The organism is Daejeonella sp. JGW-45, from assembly GCF_029360805.1.
GTDB lineage: Bacteria > Bacteroidota > Bacteroidia > Sphingobacteriales > Sphingobacteriaceae > Daejeonella.
The window spans coordinates 17,884-38,797 of record NZ_JARKNC010000003.1; the positions used below are offsets into that span (position 1 = coordinate 17,884).

Genomic DNA, 20,914 nt, shown 5'->3' on the forward strand with positions numbered 1-20,914 from the left:
TATGGCTGACTCACCATTAAATCATTCGGAATTCACCATCAGGCACTCCATCACAGCAGACGGCACCGCATTGGCGGATACTACGCCTATTGTTTCGATACATACGCGCTATGAGATCAACCGTATACCTACAGCCGAAATTGTGATCATTGATGGAAGCGTTGAGACGGCTGATTTTCCCATAAGTAATGCGGCCACGCTGATTCCCGGAGTTAAGGTGACGATTTCTGCAGGCTACGGTGAGCAGGAAGCACTTATATTCAGCGGGGTTATCGTGAAACAAGCTATCAGGATAAGTGCAGAGTCATCATTCCTGGTGGTGACCTGTAAACATGAGGCCGTGGAAATGACCTTCAATAAAAAGGAAGCTATTTTTCTCCAGCAGAAGGACAGTGACATCATTTCCGCAATACTGGGAACTTACAGTGCGCTAAGCCCGACTGTTGGATCTACATCGGTCCAGCATGAGAGCATGGTGCAGAAATTGGCTACAGACTGGGATTTTGTGCTTGCGAGAGCTGAGGCGTGCGGTTTTGTGATTTCGTATACAATGTCTAATATAGTCATTCAAGCACCCGAGCTGTCGACCGAGCCGGTACTCAGCATGACCTATGGAATGGATATTACCGAATTCGATGCTGAGCTGAACGCTGAAAGGCAGCCTGCGAGCGTTGACGCGTCCAGCTGGGACCTTGCCACGCAGGCCATGACAAAATCCAGCGCTACAGAACCAACGATCAACGCACAGGGTAACATCACCGGTGTACAGTTATCTTCAAAGCTGAACCAGAAGCCCCTGAGTTTAAACTCGGGATCGCCAATGACAACCGATTCGCTAAAGTCCTGGGCAGATGCAAGCCTGCTAAGGATGCGTCTTAGCGCTTTACGGGGGACTGTAAGTTTCCAGGGCAGCTCCCTTGTTATGCCGGGCAATATTATAGAGCTAAATGGTGTGGGCGCGCGGTTTAACGGAAAGGCCTATGTTTCATCGGTAGAGCATAGCCTTGTGGATGGCGACTGGAAAACAACGGCGCGGTTCGGACTTGAAAATAACCCTGTTGCAGAGCGACCGGATTTTTCGTACACGCCGGCTGCCGGGCAGGTGCCCTCAGTTCATGGTTTACAAGTGGCCGTTGTTATGAAGTTGGACGCCGATCCCGCGAATGAGTTCAGGATCCAGGTGAAATTCGGGGGTATCTCTGAAACCGACGTTACAATGTGGGCCCGTATGGGTAATTTCTATGCAACAGGTACCTCCGGGTCTTTCTTCCTTCCCGAGATCGGGGATGAGGTGGTGATCGGGTTCCTTGACAACAACCCTTTGTCGCCGGTAATTCTGGGCTCACTTTACAGCTCCAAGAATGCGCCGGAAACTACAGTAGCCGCGGGGAACTATGTTAAGGGTATCACTACTAAGAGTAAACTGAAGATCAGCTTTGATGATGAAAAGAAGATCACGAAAATATCAACGCCGGGGGGAAATACAGTGACCCTGGACGATGACGGCAAGGCCGTCGAGATCGTCGACCAGAACAGCAACTCCATAAAAATGACCGCATCCGGCATTGAAATAAAAAGTGCAAAAGATCTAACTTTAAAGGCCACAGGTAAGATTGTCTTAGATGCTACAGCAGCGCTTAGTATCAGCTCGAAAGCCGATGTAGCAATAGAAGGATTAAATATTAACAGCACCGCACAGGTTGGCTTTGTAGCTAAGGGAAATGCTTCAGCAGAGATCTCCGCTTCCGGCCAGACAGTGGTAAAGGGTGCGCTTGTAATGATAAACTAATATGCCACCAGCAGCAAGACTAACAGATATGCATGTATGCCCGATGGTTACCCCGGGATTGCCGCCAATTCCGCATGTTGGCGGGCCGGTTGTAGGACCAGGAATTCCAACGGTATTGATCGGAAAGATTCCGGCAGCCGTCTTAGGTGATAATTGTGTTTGTGTTGGCCCCCCGGATTCAATAGTGAAGGGCTCGGCCACGGTTCAGATAGGCGGCAAACCTGCGGCCCGCATGGGCGATACGACCGCACACGGCGGTTCGATAGTTTTGGGTTTACCCACAGTTATGATAGGAGGTTAATATGAATGAGGTTAAATCGTTTCTGGGAACCGGGTGGAGCTTTCCACCTGAATTTAATAAGGTCGATAATTCAGTCCAGATGGTCGGTGATATCGCTGACATAGAAGATAGTATCCGCATAATTTTAAGCACCACCCCGGGCGAGAGGATCATGCAGCCGGAATTCGGATGCGATCTGAAGCGGTTGGTGTTCGAAACCATAGACTCGACCTTGCTGGCAAGCCTGGATCACCTGATCTACCATGCTTTATTAAATTTTGAGCCCCGTATAACTTTCCTCAACACTGAGGTGCTAAACCTCGACAGCCCGGATGGCCGCTTGCTGATACAGATCAATTTTAAGGTGATCATCACTAACACAAGGCACAATATTGTATTTCCTTTCTATTTGCTTGAGGGAACAAATGTTTCATCTGTCTAGGTTCCGCAATAAATGGCTAACGATCAGTTACAGGATTTAATAGATGGTATGACCCAGGATGAAAGGCGCATCAAGGCGCTTGATCCTGACTATATCAAAATTGACGGCCGGACTGTTGAAGAGCTCTTAAAATTCATGACGGACCTTGCTGGGGAGATCAACTTCTATAATGAGAAGAACCAGGTTGACGGCACCTGGCAAGATTTCTTTAAATCTGATATTAATATCCTCATTATGCTCATCACCCGGTTCGACCTGACCCGCCATATGGCGCAGTTCGAACGGCTGGAATCGAAGATCCAGACTTCCACAGGTGATAAGGAAGCGCTGTCAGCACTCCGCGAATTGTTTAGCTACCTCTCAGACATCATCAACACATTTAAGGTTAGCCATGAGAAGCTAAAGAGCGGACCAGCCTACAACAGGATCGCTTCTGAGCTTTCCGGTATCATTGCTGCATTCGGTCCCGAGATCAATCTCATCAACGCCTATACACAGGAGGCCGGGGATCTTTTCGGGGAATCTTTCAGAATAAATATTGCCGGAGATGATTTTGAAAAGACTGAGGATGAGCCGGGACCAATCTTCGGTGCTGACCCGGAGATCAAGCAGAAGATATTACCTGCGTTACCGGAAATAAAGAAAGCATTTACCAGTCTAAGGACTAAGTACAACAACTTTTTGGGCGTCACGGCATTTTACTATAAAGACCACGATATATCGGGGCAGGAATATCCGCCGCACCTGGCTCTGTGTATAACCTTCCTGCACTTGTTTCAGAACCTGCAGAACCAGCTAAACGACGTTTCCAGGGAGCATCTTAATTTTTACTACAAGGATGTCTTAGGCCTTCAGCCCAGGAGCGCTGTGCCGGATTCTGTTCACATTGTGTTTGATCCTGCCGTCGTCGACAGGGTTGATCTGGAGGAGGGTGAGGAGCTGCAGGCAGAAGTTGATGGGCGCACGCTCTATTACTTGCTTAACGAAGACCTGATGGTGACCAAAGCAAAGGTTACAGAACTCAGAACTGTGTTTCTCGATGAACACACCCAGGTTGTATCTCCCGAGATAGAGGATAAGGATGTAAACGAGACGGAAGTGTATAAAGCTTCTTATCCTAATTTGCAGCCTGGCGAGTTCTTTAAGAGCCAGTCTTTATTAAAGCCATGGCCGGTACTTGGCGAAAGCCAGTTCGAGCTGTCTGATGATGACCGCACTATGGAGGATGCGGAGATCGGGCTTTTGCTGGCTTCGCCAGTGCTCTACCTGACGGAAGGGACACGCACGGTGTCCATATTATTTTATTTTGAAACGGGTTCATTTATACAACTGCTTCAGTATTTCAGGAACTTTGCCAAAATTACCGGTAAGCTGCTGCAAACAGTAAGCTACGAGCTTCTATCTGATGCCTTCGTACTTAGTTTCACTACTGCCGAAAGCTGGGAGGAGATAAGGCGATATACGGTTAAGATCAATATGGCTGAGAATAGTATCGAGATCGAATTCGAGCTGTCGCCGGTCGATGTGGCTTTCGGTGTGTATAATCCCGAGTTTCATGGTGAAGACTACAAGGTGGAGTGGCCAATCATTAAAGTGCTGCTCAACAATTACTCAACGCATAACCCATTTTCATTTTTCAGGAAGATGATCATCGAAAGGGTAACCATAAACTCTCATGTTAATGGTAGCCGGGCCGTAAAATTGCAAAACAACGTGGGGAATCTCAGTCCTGATAACCCATTCCATCCTTTTGGACCGCAACCCAGCGTTGGATCGTACCTCGACATAAAGAACACGAATATATTCAACCGTTTCACCAAGGATTTCTGCATTAAGCTTGATTGGATCGATCTTCCAAGGAATTCGGGCGGATGGGAAGATTATTACAAGGAATATAATGCGAATATCAACAACGACTCGTTCCGGGTCAAGCTGAGTGCTTTATCCCACGGTAAGTTTAAACCTGCCTTGTCGAAGCGACAGGAATTTAACCTCTTCAACGTGGAAAGGGGAGAATTTGGTGGAGAGATATTAAGTGACAGTTCCGAAATAAGCGGTGTTGATCTTAAAAAGCTGGAGATGCCTAACAGGCCCCTGCTAAACCGTGAGGCCTTGATAGCTGATCAGAACTTTACGGAAGGGGCAGTACGCCTTGAGTTTTCTTCACCGAAGGAGGCATTTGGGTCGAAGATATATCCACCACTGCTTTCGGAAACGGTGATGCATAATTCAAAACGCTTTGTTACCAAAAGGCCCATGCCAAATACGCCGGCTGCGCCTGTGGTCAGGTCGATAACCATTGACTACAGCCTTGAGCATTCGGAAATTCTTTTGAAAACGTTCAATAATGAAGATTCGGCTTTAAAGATCATTCACCAATATCCTTTCGGATTTGATAATATCTATCCTGAAAGCGACAAGCAGCCGTACCTCTTCATTCCTGACTTTGAATATGAGAACAATCTTTATATTGGGATTCAGGATCTGCTCCCGGAACAGGACCTTACGCTTCTTTTCCAGCTCAGAGAGCAGAATTTTACAAATACAGCGAAAGATCCGGCACCGATAATCTGGAGTTATATGTACAATAATTCCTGGATTGATTTTGCAAAGGGCGATATACTTTACGATACGACGAATAATTTTATCAATACTGGGATAGTAAAGATCCGCCTGCCTGAAGACGTCAGGAAGAATAATACCCGGCTTTCGGCAGATCTGCACTGGCTGAGAGCAGCCTCAAAAGGACAGACGAATGTCATGTCACGTATGATCGGCGTTTATCCGCATGCGGTTACTGCTGCACGGCTCGTCAACGATGGCCGGGACCTGACCGCGTTTAAGCTTCCTCCAAATACTATAAAGACGTTAAGTAAAAAAATAGCGGGTCTCAACGGCCTCTACCAGTTGTTTCCGTCTTACGGCGGAACCGCTGCTGAAACCAGTGAGCAATTTTATATCCGCGTAAGTGAGCGGCTAAGGCATAAGAGCAGACTTATTACCAACCGCGATATAGAACAAGCGATTCTGGAACGGTTTCCGGCCATTCTGATGGCCAAATGCATTTCACCCGAGCCGCCGCTGAATAGTATTTACTCGGCAGGGAGCAGGAAGATAAGGATCATTGTGGTACCTGAGGATCATGAGCAAAGTTATTTCAAGAACGATCAGCCTAAGGTAAGCCTGGCGGTACTCTATCAGATCAAGACCTTTGTAAAAGCATCGATCTCAACGTTCGTGGATGTGGAAATAGAGAATCCCGTTTATGAGAAGGTTAAGATCGTAAGCAAGATCAAATTTAAGCACAACAAGACTTCTGACGATGGGGTTTATAAACAAAAGCTAGGAGAAGATCTGAAGAAATACCTCTGCCCCTGGCTTTATGAATCAAGCTCTTCGTTTAAGATCGGTTCCCAGATATTTGTAACTGAAATCCTCAATTATATAAAAAAGCGGCCTTACGTTGACTACGTCACCGGGTTTTCAGTGCTGCATTTTTATAATTGGGAAAATGAGGAAACCGGGGAGATATTGTCAGGTGTGAATGATTTCGGGCGCAACAACCTGAATGCTATCAGGGGCTCGGTTCCCGAGGCGGTGATCATACCTTCGGAAGACCACCTGTTTGAGATGATCGCTGAACCGGAATATTCTGACCCACTCAGAACTGGTGTTGGAAACCTGCTGATAGGTGAGGAACTGCTGGTATTTGACGATAAGCTCGCGCAGAATGAGCAGGCTCAGGCCGACAAAACATCGATTGATGAGGACGAATATTTTAACTTCTTCATTAGTCATGATATAATTTAACTGATATGGGAAAGAAAAAGCAATATCAAAGCAGGGAGCAGCTGAAAGAGTTTTTCAGGAATGGTAAGATCCCCTCGGAAAAGCACTATGCCGACCTGATTAATTCCATGGTTCATAAAGTTGATGATGGCTTCTCAAAGGATGAAGTTAATGGCCTGAGGATATCTTCAACTGAAGAAACTAAAAATCTTATCTCGTTTTATAAAGACCTTAACGAGCAGGATCCCTTTTTCCTGATGGCGAAGGATGAGCTTGATCCGGACAGCCTGGCCCTGAAACCATTTCAGACGCCCGATACAGTGAAGCATGAAAATGAAAATAGCTTTTTCTTTCATAATAACGGAAAGCTGGGGATAGGTAAGAAATGCGATAATAAGTTCAAAATGGATGTCAACGGCTTTGTTGGCATGCAGGGCCGAATTGGCACCTATAACAGCGGTACACGCCCCGCAGATGGCCAATGGCATATTATTCTTGAAAAGTTAGATAATTGCCAGGCGTTTGAAGTAGTAGCCCGGACCGGGAAGAAGGGCTCCGGCAGGTTTGCCCTCATGCATGCAATTGCTCTAAGTGTATACGGTCCCAAGGGCGGCAAGATAAAGAGAAGCAATGCTTATTACGGGTTCTTCTGGAATAAGCTTAACCTTCGGTGGACCGGTACAACGCATAATTATAACCTGGAGATCAGGTCTAACAGTAATTACGGCGAAAATATTGATATCCATTATACCATTACCCGTTTATGGGACGATGAACTGTTCCTGGATCCAACTAAATAATAGGCCACACTTCATGATAAAACCAGTTGCTATTGCTAAGAACACAGGTGAACATGCTGCCTTAAATTTCGAGTTCCTTCGGAATTCCGGCATCGCTTTGATCCAGCAATTAGCAGGAAGGAGCTGGACTGACTTCAACCTTCACGATCCGGGTGTTACCATCCTGGAGCAATTATGCTTTGCTATTACGGAGCTTGCGTACCGGACCGATTTCCCGATTGAAGACCTGCTCGCGAATGAAAAGGGAATTATCGATTATGATAAGAATGCCTTTTTTACCAGGGAGGAGATACTGACCACGAACCCGGTTACCATTAATGATTACCGTAAAGTAATAATAGATGAAATAGACCTGGTTCAGAACGTATGGCTGTACCCCGTGAAGTCGAAATACTCCGATAGTGCTATTTCCGGCCTTTACAGGATATATGTGCAGGTGAGAGCCGAGACCGCGGAAAAGATGCTTTCAGATGCAGACTCTGTAACCCGGGAGGTGCAGAGCCTTGTAAGAAGATGCTTTGTAAGCAAGCGTAACCTGTGCGAGGATACGTTACACGAGATCATCATTTTAAAGCCGGTACGGATTACCATCGAGGCGGAGGTAATGATCGGGGAGGACCATATACCCGAAGAGGTTCTGGCCAATGTTTACCATAATCTGGAAAGCTCGATGAACATGCCTGTGAGGTATTTTTCAGAGCGAGAACTGATCGAACAGGGTTATACAGTTGATGAAATATATAGCGGCCCATTCCTGAAAAAAGGCTTTATCCCCGATTCCGAACTTAATGAACGGAAGGTGGTTGTAGACCCCGCAGACCTCATCAGGGCGCTCTCGCATATAGACGGGATACTATCGGTTAAAAAACTGCGGGTCATTCAGTCGCAGCAGGGTAAAAATAACAAGCCCTATATATTGCCTGAAAATAGCTTTCCATTACTTAATATACAATCCTCAGAACAGCATATAAAACTTATCCGGGATAATTTTGAGCTTCCTATTAAACGCCCTGTATTCCGTTTGATCCTGGAAAAGATAAGGGAAGCCCATAACAGGAGTTTTATAGCATCCTTCTCGACGCGTTCTTCGAAAAACCTGTTAAGGGGCACATACCGCGATAATAAATATTACTCGATACAAAACCAGTTCCCGAGGAATTATGGCATCGGGGCCGAAGGCCTTCTGGCCAGTGATACAAAACAACGTAAAGCTCAGGCAAGACAGCTAAAAGCATACCTTCTGTTCTTTGAACAGATTATGGCGAATTACCTCGCACAGCTTGGTAATGTTGGCGAAATATTTTCCATTGATATCGCCAGAAAGCATGAGCAAACTTATTTCAAAAGTCCTTTGTACGATATTCCGGATGTGAAAGACCTTTTCAGGGAATTTACCTCTAAAAGCCCGGACCGGTCTGACGAAGCATGGGAATCTTTCAAAAAGAGTAAAAACAATGCCTATATGAAAGCGCTGGATTCGGCGAGCGAAAGCGATCAAACATTTATTGATCGTAAAAACAGGCTTTTCGAGCATCTTCTGGCGCGTTTCAACGAGTTCGTGACCATTTACCCCGTTCAGCTCCACAGCACGCTTTACGAGCCCCATTTGGCTGATGAACGGGTAAATGCTGAATTGAAATGGAAGGCGAAGATATTAAAGAACATTGCCGGCCTAGGGGCAGGACGTGTTAAGGCCCCCGACTACCTTAATACCGACCCCGGTTCGGGGGCTATTGATTTCGAAGCCAAAATGCGGATGTTGCTGAATATTGTCGACGCGGATGGATTTACCCGTAAAACGCTGAGCTCTGCTATCGATCCTGATATAGTATCTGTGGAGGCCTCGGGCAGGAAGTTTCAGAATGAAGAAAATAGGAAATCTGACGATGCCGATGAGCAATCCGGCTGGCAGGAGGAGATGCCGAAGATACTCATCAATAAATCAGAGATAAGTTTCCTCTTTGACGATGGCAAGGTGATCAGCAGTGATGAAGTGCCGAATGATGCCTTTCTGCTCAAGTACCAGGAAGTTAGCGTCCTTAAACATGCGCTTGATATAAGAAATTACAGGATTGGCCCCAACCCGGCGAACGAGTCAGGCTATGTATTATTGTATAAGGCGCCCCAGGAGAAAAAGTGGGTAATTATCAGCCGCTTTCCCAGCCATGGCACTGCTATGAAGGCCCTTAAAAAACTGATCGGGTATGTTAAGCAGATCAATGTGAATTCTGAAGGTTTCTATGTGGTTGAACACCTTTTACTGAGACCATATCTATATTCTAAGAACTTCGGATTCCGGTTTATAGCCAGGAACGGCCAGAAGCTTATGGAGCACGCTAAATGGATGTCGTTTGACGGGCGTGAAAAAGCCATTAAGTCGCTTCTGGAGGTGCTGGAGGATGAGGACGATATAACTTCAGAGAAATTGGCGCCCCTGTGTAAGATTAATCTTTATGCTCCAACATCTGAGGTTCCCGATAATACTTTGCAGAGGGGAACTGGTGAGAGCAAAAATCTTTACAACTATTTTAAGCTTTACGCTGCGCAGCGGGAAAAATTTTTATCCAGGTTTGAAATGGTGATTCGCGGCGAAGACAACTCGATGATCCCTGACGACTTCTTCAGCATGCGGATGAGCGTTGTTTTTCCTTCCTGGCCGGCACGTTTCCAGGATAAGAATTTCCGGGAAGCTGCAGAAAGCCTTTTCAGGTTAAATTCACCAGCCCACGTGAAGATCAACTTTATCTGGATGAATTTATCGAATCTGAAGAAGTTTGAGTCTATATATTTTGACTGGAGGAACTTCATAGGGGACGATACTGACAAAGAAACCAGGAATGAGCTCCGGGAGGCACTTGTTCAGATGCTGATCAAGTATAAATAATTTCAGCTTTGCAAAAGTATTCACATATCATCGGCCGGCAGATATTTGAAGTGCAATGTTCTTCCGAAGCGAAGGGCCGCGAACTGCAGGATAAGATCAGCTTATTATTCAACACGGAACTTCAGCGACGGATAGATGCGCTTTTCGAGGATATCATCCCGAAGAGCAAACATCTCAGGATAGGAAACCTTACGATCGATTTAGGAAATATTGGATATGAGTCGCTGGATCATGAATTGGTTATCAGGATCATCGAAAAGCTTGAACGGGAGATCTCGCTGCTGCTCCTGCATGATAACCAGGCAGCAGATACCGATGCAGAACCCCATTCAACGGATCAAGAAGGATCGTACCTGACTTTAGTTGAGTACTTCCTGCTGAGGGGAACATTACCCTGGTGGGCTGGCACAGAGCATTCGGCCTCGCCTTTTCTGGCATTCGATTTTCTTTTGACCCAGAGTCCGCAGAGCCTTATTACGCTGATCATGAGGGTCGGGCAGAAGGCTTACGTAAGAAAAAGACTTATATACCAGTTTTCGGAAGATCAGATAAAGGCCTTTATCGGCATCCTGGAACCATCGCAGGCCGCGTTCATTTTCGATTACCATGCGGAGGTTGTCAATACACAGCGGAAAAATCTGCTGGTAAAGAACGAGGAGGCTGATTTCAAAAAAGCTGTATGGGATTTTATTGTCACGTATCTGATCGTTGACCGGGGATCGCACTTTAATCGGAAGGAATTTGTTAAAAGTACTCTGATGAGCATTGCAGCTAATTTCAATGTTAGCTTTGAAGGCCTGTTAAATTTATTCGCTTCTGCCATTGTTCCCGGGGCATATAATCTGAAGAACGTCGATTCCCTACAAGCCATTATCCTGGAGATTGCAGTTGAAAGGCAAATACATGTAAGCGAAGGCACCACTGTTGAGGACATGCTGGAAATCCCGGTTGATACACCCGATAAAGGTCTGGACCTGCTACGGTATTACCTGACCTTCGGAAGCTTTCCCTGGTGGTCTATGAATGTTACAGAAGCAGGTTTACAGCAATTGATATCTGTTCTGGTAGAGAAATATCCCAGGACGCTTGAAAGCCTGATCCAAAGCGTGGGTCAGCGGCAATATAGCCGGAGGCTTATGGTAAAAACATTTAAGGAAGATACCTTAAAGGAGATTTTGGTAGCCATTGAGCCCGAAAATTCAGGCCTCATCAGTGATTATATACAGGAAGTAAAGGCAACGCATACGCGGACCTCTGTCTTGAAAACAGAAACAGAAAACCTGCGTGAAGCGCTTTGGGAGTTTATTTTGGAATACCTGCTTGTTGACAGGGGATCGGAATTTAACAGGAAGGTGTTTCTGGAGAGTAATATAAAGAATCTGGCAAACAGGTTTAACATTAATTTTAAAGACCTGGTGGCATTTATGGTGAATAATATTGCCGTAGCACATAGTAAAAGCTCCAGGCATTTAAACCTCTTTCAGGGATTGACGAGCCTGTACAACGAAAATCTAGACAGTCGGGAAATTGCAGCCGCTACTCCCGTCAAACAAGGAGTTAGGGAGCAGGAGAACAGAGTGTCTCAGGCCAATTTGAAGGATGTGCTCTACTTTTGGATAAAAACCGGCATTATGCCCTGGTGGGCGGGACGCTACGCAAATATCTCGCCATCTGTCCTAGTTGATAAGCTGACCAGGGAAGCCCCGCTTGATGCGGTCACTTTTTTAAAGCATGCCGGTCTGCAGGTCAAAATGCGTAAGCGATTAGTTTACCAGGTGCCTTTCGAGACTATTTTCAAGCTATTCGGGCTTTTGCCTTCTGCGGCAGAAGCACTGGGCTACGTCACAGTTTTACTGTCTGTAGTGAAAAACAGTAAGGTTGTCAAATACTCAGACCAGACCGTCGCCGACAGGGTATTGCTGTTTTCGCTTTGGGAATCAATGGCAGCGGGTTCATACCAGGCTTTAAAGCCGGTGCATTTTGTAAGCTCGGTGATTTCTAAGCTTGCGCTATGGTTTCAGATTTCTGCCGGTAAATTGATCGCCTCATTTAATGTTGACCAAGACAGTGAGATAAGCAGAATTATCGCCGAAGCTCATCGATATATTCAGCAAAACCGCACTAATGTGGCATCTTACGAAAGCGATCTCCTGGAAGAGTGGGCAGAGAGCAATTCAATTGAAGAGATCCTCACTCGCTTATTGATTAAAACCAAACCGGATCCGGGCGGGGCAGGAAAGGAAGAAACCCTCCGTGAGGCTTTGTCACTGTTCTTATCCTTTCTAAAGACAGGCAAGCTTCCAGGAGAATTTCAGCACTATTCCCGGTCTGCCATAAATTCCTTTATAAAGGCCATGCTTCTCTACCTGATGAGAGAGAAACCGGCTGAATTAAGGGCAATTTTGGATTCAGGCGATTATCAGGGCGAGCATTTTCTTCATATTTATGAGCTGTTTTCGGTTCCCGGCTCAATTGAAGAAAGCAGCGTGGCCAAGCTGTTGCAGCCAATGCTGGAAAAGAATATTCTTCTTTATATTGCTCAATATGGCTATATTGAACACACGGACTCTATTTTGTCGTTTATCGACAGTTATATTAAAGATCTGCCCGGCCGGAATTCCCCGGAATTTTTAAGGGCTTTGCTCAGGTACCCTTCCGTATCGATGCAGCTGGCTTATTACTATAAGAATGAGGTTACTTACGGATTGATAGAAAGTAATTTTATACAAATAGGCTGGGGCAACCAGACAAGCGGATTCCTGAGGGCGTTTAACACCTGGTTAATGGATATAACAGACGATCAGCTTGACCGGGAGCGCCTGGATCTGTTCTTCAGAACCTTTAATTTTATGATGATAGGCGGTGGGGTGACTGCAGGCAGTCTGAAAGTTTATTTGAGCTATTTCTTCAAATTTCTTTTTGAGCGCGATTACCAGCTTATGTTAAAGCTGGCCACACGTGTTGAAAAGCTGAAGCCCGATGAAGATAAGCAAAATGACACTGTGATCGGCGCGTCACTAGCCGATATCAGGCATGAGATAGCCGCTTATACCAGTTTTAACAGGATATCCGGGAAACTGATTGAAGGTCTTAACGAGAGCTATGCGTCGTCGCTGAAGGAGCTTATTCCAGATATCGAGAGTCAACTGGAAGCCGAGAGGAAAATATTTACACAGGAAATAGAACAGGGGGACTCTGAAAATGAGGAAAAGAAGGATCTGTTTTCAGAGCACGATAAGATGTATGTTCATAATGCTGGTCTGGTTATCTTACATCCATTTTTAAGCACTTATTTTAGCCGCCTCCAGATGCTGGCGAACGGTGATTTTATAAACGAGGCGATGAGGCACAGGGCGGTCATGTTACTTCAGTATCTTGCGTTTGGTACAGAGACAGGCGAGGAACATGAACTGGTTCTTAATAAACTGCTATGTAATTTATCTGTAGAAGAGCCAATTATTACAACTATTGAACTTACTGATCAGGAGAGAACAATATCTGCTGAACTGCTCAAGGCCGTGATCGCTCAATGGGACAAGCTGAAAAATTCAAGTCCGGAAAGCCTGCAGGCTTCCTTTATCCAACGTGACGGTGCTTTATTTAAAACAGACGACACATGGAATCTGAAGGTAGAGCAAAGGGGGTATGACGTTCTGCTTCAAACATTGCCCTGGGGCTTGGGAATGGTTAAAACCCCATGGATGACCAATTTTATTATTATTGAATGGATGTGATGGATCCTCTAAAGGCAAACGCCGAAATATTACGCAGGGAAATGCAGTGGCTCGCCAGGGTGATCGAGACCCGTATGAATTTGTATTGGTCTAAACCATCGGGCGTTTCTGCCATTACCGAAATAAGCCCCCCTTCGCTGGAGGATGACGGATCTGTATTTGCAAGTATCGTTAAGCATTACAAAATGTCCTTCGCAGAACGAATTATACTCGCGTTAGCGCTGGCGCCACACATTCAGCCACACTTACTGGATGTTTTCTTTATCAAGAATTCAGACTATGACCGGGGGTTCACAGAGTTCGGTGGTATCAAGGGGCAGAATCATGGTGGCTTTATTCCGACCGGGGAGACAGCTTCCTTTATTCTGTCTGACAGCGACCTGATAAAACGGTTCGAGTTGCTTAGAATTTTTGATGAAGATCATTTTTTCCGGAAATTCAAAATACTTGATCTTATTCACGGACAGGCACAGGAGCCATTTTTGAGCGGGGTTCTGTCCTTATCCGGTGAATACCTGAGTTATTTCACCAGCGGGGTGTCGGCTAAGCCCGATTATGGTATAAATTTTCCGGCAAAGCGGATCTCCACCTCTCTCGATTGGGCCGACCTGGTGCTTGATGAAAACATCATGGAGGAAGTTGACGAGATCCGGGATTGGATTGAGCATGGTGATACGCTGATCAATGACTGGGGCATGAGCAAGAAGATAAAGCCGGGTTTCAGAACGCTGTTTTATGGTCCCCCGGGAACGGGAAAGACGCTGACAGCAAGTTTGCTCGGAAAGTCGGCCGGGCTCGATGTTTACCGGATTGATCTTTCAATGGTGGTTTCTAAGTTCATAGGTGAGACGGAGAAGAATCTTTCTAATGTATTTGACCAGGCTGAAAATAAGAACTGGATACTATTCTTCGATGAAGCCGATGCATTGTTTGGAAAGCGCACGCAGACGAGCAGTTCTAATGATCGCCATGCAAACCAGGAAGTATCTTACCTGCTTCAAAGGGTAGAGGATTTCCCCGGTGTGGTCATCCTGGCTACTAATCTGAAGGCTAACCTTGATGATGCGTTTTCGCGCCGTTTTCAATCCATGATCTATTTCCCGATGCCCGGCCCTGAACAGCGGCGACGCTTGTGGCGGCAGGCATTTTCAGAGTATACAGTGATGGAAGAGAACTTTAATCTCGATGAGATAGCGAGTAAACATGAAATGGCGGGGGGCGCCATTATTAATGTGGTAAGGTATAGTTCCATGAAAGCCCTGAAACGTGGGGATAATATCATTCTTAGAAAAGATGTCATTGAGGGAATACGAAAGGAGTTTGGCAAGGACGGCAAAATTGTATAAAATGGATTTTGTAGACAGATCGGTCATTTACCGCTTCCATCAGGAACGTATAGAAATGTTCGGACATGGCACCACCGATGCCCTGGGCTGGAAAGAAGAGGCTAGCCAGCGCGTAAGGTTTGAAGTACTGGCGCAGATAGGGGATATGAACGGGCTTTCTGTCCTTGATCTGGGATGCGGCCACGGTGACCTCCGGGCTTTCCTTGGGGAAAAGTACCCCGAAATCCGATACGCAGGTATTGATCAGATGGAAGAATTCCTTGATGTAGCCACAGCAAAATATGGACACTTACCGGATACCACATTCTACCTTGGAGATTGCTGGACCGCAGAGCTGCCCAATATGGATTACGTGCTGGCTTGCGGCTTGCTAGCCTACAGGAACAGTAATCCTGGTTTTATTTACCGGATGATCGATAAACTATTTGCATCAAGCAGGCTGGGCTTAGGATTTAATTTGCTCAAGAATGTTAAAGATCCGGATGGTATCCTGGTAAATTACGATCCTCAGGAAATTTTGTCGTATTGCAAAACGCTTACGCCTAAGGTCGTGCTGCGGGAAGGATACGCAGTCGATGATTTCACGATTTTCATGTATCAGTAATACACTCTGCCGGAATTTTCGAAGAATATAAACCTGCCTTAAAGCATTTCTCTTAGCCCTTTTATCACGTCATCGGCTCCCTTAACAGAGTTTGCCACCAGTTCGACCGGGTCGCTGTACGTATCAATCGTAAAGATTAAGAACTTCAAGAGTTCCAGTATCAGCGAACCGGTTTCTGAAAGGCTTTGAAACTTATCCATACTGTGAACATACCTCACACTTATTTTATAGTCGTCATTTAACCCGAATGAGCCAATGGGCGAGTTGACGTTAATAAAGTTAAATAAAGCCTCGAGTCCCGCCTGCGACTCCTTCAAACCATGAAACGGCATTTCTGTATGAAACTGCAGTAATTTGATATTGTCAAATACCTCTTCCGGCAATGGAATGAAGCTCATATAGATACTTCTTTTCCGGTTACTTTCGTCGGGGTCTATCTCAACACCCAGGGTGCTTAAGCGGATCAGGTCAGACTTTTCAAGAAGTGTGGTCTTAAGCCCGGTTTCGTTGAGTATATTCTGGATACTTAAGAGATCCAGGTCCATCATGATTTCGTCCTGATTATTCATGGTCAAAAAGTACGGTTATTTTGATAATGATTTATATAAAAGTTGAACGCCCTCATTTATTTTATCTGGCCCTGTAACGGTTCTGTACAGTGCTTTTGGATCACAGCCAGTCGAGGAAATGATCTGTTCGATGACCGCAGCTTTTGTTTTAAATGCCGGCGACTCTGTATCTTCGGGAAGAGACTTCACTTCAGTGAAGATGTACTTGATAGTACCGGTATTGCGCTCTTTGACCGCGTCTGAGCTCTTTGTACTGTCGAATAATTTGTTTAATGCCGAATCTGACTTGCCCGCTGCCTTGTCACGGCCCCACTGTATGATCTTGCTGCCAATGCCTTTCGCAACCTTCGAGCCGCCCGCTATCAGTTTGAGCGACATGCTGGCAACTTGTGAGCCAGGTTCAGGCACGAGCGAAAGTACATCGCCAACGATCTTAACGATGTTAACAGATATTTCAAACCCAGCGTTATATTTCCTGTCCTGATTAACCCCCTTTAGATGAGTAAGGGCATTATTCTCTTTTAATCCGGCAAATTGTTTCTCACCTAAGGCGATCGAATCATCTAGAGATTTGATCTTTTCGTCAACAGCTGCTGTAGAAGTGCCGGCAGCGGCAAGATCGGCTTTTTCTTTCACCAGCCCGGCCCGCTTAGTTTTCATTGCAGCAAGCTCATCTTCAAAGGTCTTAACATAAAGATCCCGTTGCTTACGGCCTTCCTTACCTTTTTTAAAGGTACTTCCACCAGCTTCCCACATATTCTTTTTAAGCTGCTCTTTCACGAACGACTCGGAACACTTTGCTTTGATCAGGTTATATATTCCTATTGCAATGTCGATGGATGAAAGTGCGATCCCTAGTCCGGGTACCGCTGTAGCAAGACCGGCGCTCCCTGTTTGAAGCATGTCGGCAATGGTTTTGCCCATTGATACTGCTTTGCCGGCCGACTCAACAAGCCCCCGCACTGTCGCCATTCCGGTTTCGATCTTCTCCCTGGTGCTAGAGCCCTCTGCACTCGTAGCATCCTTATATGCATCGTAAATTCCCTTTATCGTTAAGACAAGGGCTTTAACAGCGTCTATACCATCGGTAACCGAGCCGGCAACGCTCGACGTTTTGCCGGCTTCTCCGGCTGTATCAGATCCCTCTTTTGATGTTGTCTTGGCAACGTCGGCACCTGATTTGACCATCGTTGAGGTGGCTGTCATCGCTGAGAATACTCCTTCAATAACTGAATTTACCTCGCCTTCGCGTATCTTTTGGATTGCCTGGTACATACCGAAAATTCCGGAGTATACACCCAGGCCGACGCCAGCAGCACTTGCTGCCTTTCCAAGCGGGTCGGCTTTGTGACCGCTTACAACCGCTTTATCTTCATCGACGACCTTTTCACCGGTTTTTTCATCGATTTTCGTGTTGGAAGAATTAGTGTAGGTTAAGGGACCTGAGGTCAGAAAATCTCCGGTCGACGAAAGTGTTCCCGAATAGGAATCCACAAAGGAATCGGCGGCCTCTTCATCTTCTCCTTTTTTTGATGGGTCCTCTTTAATGGACTCAACATCGAAACCTTTGTCCTCACGCTGAACAACAGCCTTTAATTGCGCCGTATTGCCATTAAAGGAATTATGCTTTTTTTTTTGAAGCTGCATGGCCTGTTTTCCGGCCTGGTCAGCTTTTGCACCCATCACATCGGCTTCAGTTTCAAGTCCGGTATCATCGTTGACGGGAACGTTTCCTTTCATCTGTACCGTTGCCTGGACCCGGCCTTGCTTTTGTTGTGCGACGTGCCAGGCTTCATGCGGCAGATGTTGTTCCTGCCCCGGGGCGATATGTATATCAGTACCCTGCGCATAGGCATGCGCCTTTAACTGTTTAGGTTTGTCGGAATTGTAGTGAACTTTAACATCATCCATTGAAAAGCCTGAGAGGCTTTCAACGCCTGATTTAAGGTGGGAAGGCAGGCCGGTGGTGCCGGAACTTCCCCCATCATCCTTTTTTTGAACGGGCAGATTAAATGCAGTGGCGTTCTTTAAGAATTTGCCTTGTAGGGGTTCCTCTTCTTCAATACCCGCCCGTTGCAGAGTTTCGAACTTGCCCTGCAGCGGCTCTTCTTCATCCATGGCAGCACGCTGGGCGATGTCAAACCTGCCCTGCAGAGGTTCTTCTTCTTCCATTCCTGCCCGCTGCACAGTTTCAAACTTGCCCTGCAATGGCTCTTCTTCTTCCATGGCAGCACGCTGGGCTACTTCAAACTTGCCTTGCAAAGGTTCTTCTTCTTCCATTCCTGCCCGCTGCACAGTGTCGAATTTGCCCTGCAGCGGCTCTTCCTCTTCCATTCCTGCCCGCTGGACTGCTTCGAACTTGCCCTGAACCGGCTCCTCTTCGACTGCAGCAAGTTGAGTCACATGCTTTTTCATTTGAAAAGCCGGGACAGAAGGAGCTGAGATACCCTTTCTTAAAGCAATTGTTTCTCCCGCAGAATTGCTTTTGGCAGGCGATTTTTCCGAGTTCTTTAGTTTGTAGGACATAGTATGAAAATATATCTACGATTCAGGTTCTGTATTTCTTATTAAAAATATTAAAATTAATTTAAAAGTAATTAAATATTATCTGTCTTGATTTATAAGGCTTTATCAGCGGTGTTTTAGATTAGGAATCAGCGCATTAATAAATTGGCGCTTTCATTTTAATTAACCCGTATGTTTTTGCATTTTTAGAAAAAATTGTTCGATGAGTAAAAAAAATAGCGGCATTTGGGAAAAGATTAAACTTGTCTTGATTATCCTGTCTGTCTTGCTGGTGTTTGTACTTGGCGTTTTGGGCTTCCAGGAAACCACAGGTTCGGATTTTAATTTTTTTGGGGCCATCTATTCTACGATCTGCCTGTTCCTGATGGGGAACGCGGATCCTGTTGTCGGAAGCAATTACCTTCTCGCTGCACAGTACCTTGCTGCTATTCTGTTCAGTCTCGGGGTTTTTTCTTTGGTCTTTGACCAGGTGTACAACGCGTATGTCATCGCAAAGATCAGGTTCCGGTATCGCGACCACATTGTCGTATTTTCCCTGAATATAGTAGGGCAAAAGATCACGGAAGAGCTTTTGGTAAAAGGATATAAGGTAGTCGTTGTGGAAAGTGACAAGGAAAACAGCTTTATCCATCAGATAAAAGAAAAGGGCGGACTGGTAGTGATCGGCAATGGGACAGATGGGAAGGCTATCGGTAACGCAGGATTAACGGTAGCGAAGACATGTATTATTGCGGGTGACGATGATAAAGAGAATATGGAAATCGCCAATGAGGTTCTTTTTTACCGCGAGAAAAAAAATACCGAAGAGTCTTTAAAGATCATGCTTCATATCACAGATAATAACAATATAAATGTACTGAAAGACTATCTTGACATTCACAATGAAGATGAGGACTACGACCTGGAAACATTTAACGTGTCGCAGCTTGCAGCCAGGAAGATCTACGATCTTTACCCTCCTCACAACTATGTAAATCCCGCACAGGATGAAGAGAACATTATCGCCGTTGTTGGCTACAATCAAACTGCCGAAGAATTTCTGCTGGAAAACATTATCCTCAGCCATTATCCGGAGTTAAGCAATCTTCAGGTTTATCTTGTCGACAAAGAGGCCGATCAGCATTTTAATGATTTTAGTTATAAGTATCCTTTCTATGCTGAATTTATAGACATTATACCTGTTAAGCTGCACAACAGCAGCTTTTACGCCAACTTTGCCTTATCGAAGAAACATATTGAAAAATTAAGCAAGGCTAAAGCAGTTTATATGTTTGGTGACAGCGATGCTGGTTTGCTAACAAGTTCGGCCAACCTCAGGCAGTTTTTCTATAATCAAACATCCAGTGTTTCCCAGACCCCGATCATCATTTGTCTGCCGGAAGATGCAGGCATTACGGAGCTTCTTGATTCTAACCGTGATCCAAAAACTAATGCCACAAATGTATTCAGTAAAAAGCTGAATATTCAGTTGTATCACGGTGTATCAGATTCCTGTACAACCGAAAGCCTGCTTGAGCACAGTGAACTGATTGACAAGCTGTCTAAACTTATAAATTATTATTATTCAATTAAATACGAGTTTTCATATGAACTAAAAGATCGATGGGATGTAAAAGATCCGGAGAATGTTGTAAGCAGGCTGGAAAAGTTTTTACTGGCAATGCCGGATGATGAAGAAAAGATAACCGACAAAGCGATTCAGAAGCGCGTGATCCGTTTTCTTTCGGATGAAACCGGCATCCATTATAATTCGCTTTATTCCCGTTTATCGATCGAGAAAAGATGGAATATTCTTACACACAGGAAGAAAGATTCAAACCGCTACGCAGCAAGGCAGCTGGCGCTTAAATTCAGTGCCTTAAAGCGGATCGGTTGTGAGCCGCTTACCAATGAGAATATTGTACGTTTTTACGGCCGGCTGGCACCAATGGAACATAAGCGGTGGAGTGCTGAAAAGATGGTTTTTAATTACAAGTATGGAGTTTTGGTCGCTGACAAGAACGACAGGTATGTTTTGAAGGATATATTAAAGATACATGATCAGCTCATACCTTACGATAAGTTAACCGAGATAGAAAAAGAAAAAGATTTGAATTTGTTTTTGCTGCTGCCACTGCTCAGCCGGGTTGGCAGTAAAAACTGATCGTAGCA

Annotated in this window: 12 protein-coding genes; 10 read left to right on the forward strand and 2 right to left on the reverse strand. The window is 45.4% G+C overall.

Features of this window, described 5'->3' with window-relative positions:
* Position 1: 1 nt before the first annotated feature.
* Genes vgrG through P2W76_RS05680 form a run of 9 tightly spaced genes read left to right on the forward strand, consistent with a single transcriptional unit; the run spans position 2 to position 15,668 of the window.
* Positions 2–1,789: a type VI secretion system tip protein VgrG gene (vgrG, locus tag P2W76_RS05640; RefSeq protein ID WP_276346589.1), complete on the forward strand. Its 1,788-nt coding sequence runs from the start codon at positions 2–4 to the stop codon at positions 1,787–1,789.
* A gap of 1 nt (position 1,790) precedes the next feature.
* Entirely contained in the window at positions 1,791–2,090 is a 300-nt protein-coding gene (locus P2W76_RS05645; RefSeq protein ID WP_276346590.1) for a PAAR domain-containing protein, read from the forward strand.
* Position 2,091: 1 nt separating this feature from the next.
* Positions 2,092–2,511: a GPW/gp25 family protein gene (locus P2W76_RS05650; RefSeq protein ID WP_276346591.1), complete on the forward strand. Its 420-nt coding sequence runs from the start codon at positions 2,092–2,094 to the stop codon at positions 2,509–2,511.
* A 12-nt stretch (positions 2,512–2,523) separates the two neighbouring features.
* On the forward strand, positions 2,524–6,321 hold the full coding sequence (locus P2W76_RS05655) for a hypothetical protein (RefSeq protein WP_276346593.1): 3,798 nt from the start codon (positions 2,524–2,526) through the stop codon (positions 6,319–6,321).
* A gap of 5 nt (positions 6,322–6,326) precedes the next feature.
* Positions 6,327–7,100 carry a hypothetical protein gene (locus P2W76_RS05660; protein ID WP_276346594.1) on the forward strand — a complete coding sequence of 258 codons (774 nt, stop codon included), beginning with the start codon at positions 6,327–6,329 and terminating at the stop codon, positions 7,098–7,100.
* Positions 7,101–7,113: 13 nt separating this feature from the next.
* Positions 7,114–9,984 carry a hypothetical protein gene (locus tag P2W76_RS05665; protein WP_276346596.1) on the forward strand — a complete coding sequence of 957 codons (2,871 nt, stop codon included), beginning with the start codon at positions 7,114–7,116 and terminating at the stop codon, positions 9,982–9,984.
* A gap of 8 nt (positions 9,985–9,992) precedes the next feature.
* On the forward strand, positions 9,993–13,718 hold the full coding sequence (locus P2W76_RS05670) for a contractile injection system tape measure protein (protein WP_276346599.1): 3,726 nt from the start codon (positions 9,993–9,995) through the stop codon (positions 13,716–13,718).
* Complete coding sequence (locus P2W76_RS05675) at positions 13,718–15,064, forward strand: ATP-binding protein (RefSeq protein ID WP_276346600.1); 1,347 nt, start codon at positions 13,718–13,720, stop codon at positions 15,062–15,064. Before P2W76_RS05670 ends, P2W76_RS05675 begins: the two co-directional genes overlap by 1 nt.
* Position 15,065: 1 nt before the next feature.
* Positions 15,066–15,668 carry a class I SAM-dependent methyltransferase gene (locus P2W76_RS05680; protein WP_276346601.1) on the forward strand — a complete coding sequence of 201 codons (603 nt, stop codon included), beginning with the start codon at positions 15,066–15,068 and terminating at the stop codon, positions 15,666–15,668.
* Between the two features lie 38 nt (positions 15,669–15,706).
* Here the strand turns inward: P2W76_RS05680 and P2W76_RS05685 are convergent, their stop codons facing one another.
* Positions 15,707–16,237 (reverse strand): hypothetical protein, encoded by a 531-nt coding sequence (locus P2W76_RS05685; protein WP_276346603.1) that lies wholly within the window; start codon positions 16,235–16,237, stop codon positions 15,707–15,709.
* 15 nt (positions 16,238–16,252) lie between these two features.
* Entirely contained in the window at positions 16,253–18,763 is a 2,511-nt protein-coding gene (locus P2W76_RS05690) for a DUF4157 domain-containing protein (protein ID WP_276346604.1), read from the reverse strand.
* A 202-nt stretch (positions 18,764–18,965) separates the two neighbouring features.
* On the opposite strand from P2W76_RS05690, the gene P2W76_RS05695 reads away from it, so the two are divergent.
* A complete protein-coding gene (locus P2W76_RS05695) occupies positions 18,966–20,906 on the forward strand; it encodes an NAD-binding protein (protein ID WP_276346605.1) in 1,941 nt (646 codons plus the stop codon).
* Positions 20,907–20,914: the final 8 nt, after the last annotated feature.